2 protein-coding genes are annotated in these 1,441 nt (G+C 67.8%); one reads left to right on the top strand and one right to left on the bottom strand.

Going from position 1 to position 1,441, the window contains the following annotated elements; translation table 11 throughout:
• Positions 1-265 (bottom strand): cyclic nucleotide-binding domain-containing protein (locus tag E6G06_22350; GenBank protein ID TML84841.1); only part of this gene is annotated, 265 nt, incomplete at its 3' end.
• Positions 266-338: 73 nt separating this feature from the next.
• Between E6G06_22350 and E6G06_22345 the strand changes: the two genes are divergently transcribed.
• The gene (locus E6G06_22345) at positions 339-1,280 is read left to right on the top strand and encodes a GAF and ANTAR domain-containing protein (protein TML84840.1); all 942 of its coding nucleotides are present in this window, start codon (positions 339-341) and stop codon (positions 1,278-1,280) included.
• Positions 1,281-1,441: the final 161 nt, after the last annotated feature.

The raw sequence follows: 1,441 nt of genomic DNA, 5'->3' as shown, positions 1-1,441 counted from the left end.
GGACCCCGACCATGCCCTCGTTGCCGATGGTCGCGATCTCCACCCCGGAGCCGTCGTCCATGGTGGTGAGGATCGAGACGACCGCGCTCAGCGGAAAGTAGACCGCCTCGAGCCTGCCCCCCTGGTAGAGGATCTGCTTCAGCTCGAAACACTCCCGCACCAGGCCGGAGCCCAGCCTGCGCAGCTCTCGGTCGTCGAGCGCCGCGAGAAGCCGGTTCTGCCGCCCTACGCCGCTGCTGGCTGGCCGGCTCTGGGTGGGGGACATGACCGTGTGTCGCCGCAGGCGCTCGCTGGGGCACCCACGACGGTCGACCTCCTGACCTCGCGATAAAACTGCCGTGGCCCGCGGCAGCTGGGGTAGATCCGTGGCCCGCTGGACGGCTGGCGGCTCAACCGATGGCGGCCATTATCCGCTGACCCCTATCCGGAAACAACCCTGGTTCTGTACGGTCGCGTACAGAAGGCGTAGGGTTGGTCGGTCGAGTGCAAACAGCCGCCGGGGCCGATCCACGAAGGAGGCCCTTTCTTCGGTGTGCTCGCGCTCACTGCGAAGCCGGAGGGGCGCCGTGACTGTGCCGGAACCATCGCACGAAGAGCTGGACCAGCGGGTGAGCGAGCTGTCGCGACTGCTCCTGGCCGAAGAGACCCTGGAAACCTCACTGCGCCGCACCGCCGAGCTGGCGGTCGCGCTCATCCCGCACTGCGACACGTGCGGCGTGTCGGTGGCGGAGGACGGGCGGGTGAGCACGCGGGTCTCCACCAGCGCGTTGGCCGAGCGAGTCGACGCCTACCAGTACGCGATAGACGAGGGGCCCTGCCTCGAAGCGTTCCGAACGGGCACCGTCATCAAGGTGACGTCGCTCGCCGCCGAGCGCCGCTGGCCCCGCTTCACGGCGCGAGCCACCCAGGCGGGACTGACCAGTTCGTGTTCCGTGCCGCTCGTGATCCACGACCAGCGCGTCGGGGCACTGAACCTCTACTCGCTGACCCGCGCCTTTGACGACGCGGACGATGTGGCCGTCGCGTCCTTCGCGCAGCAGGCGGCGGTGACCCTGGCCAATGCCCAGACCTACCAACACGCACGTGAACTGGTCGAGCATTTGAGCGTCGCGATCGAAACCCGAGACGTCATCGGCCAGGCCAAGGGCATCATCATGGAGCGAGAACGCTGCACGGCCCAGCAGGCGTTCGAGATCCTCCGCTCCGTGTCCCAGACGCGCAACATCAAGTTGCGAGCCCTCGCGCAGAAAGTGGTCGACACCGGCATCTGGAGGGAGTAGCGGACGGCTTGTGACCGACGTCGCTGGCGCCTCGGCGAACGCGGTGACGCCGGCTCGTGCTCAGCGATCATCCGTTCGCTGCCAGTTTGGGGGTCGTGTTCCAACTCGCGGTGGATGCGATCGACTGCGATGGGGCCGCGATCGCGGTGGTCGATGACGGC

The sequence above is a fragment of the Actinomycetota bacterium genome, assembly GCA_005888325.1.
Taxonomy (GTDB): domain Bacteria; phylum Actinomycetota; class Acidimicrobiia; order Acidimicrobiales; family AC-14; genus AC-14.
This window is presented reverse-complemented; position numbering and strand designations above follow the sequence as displayed.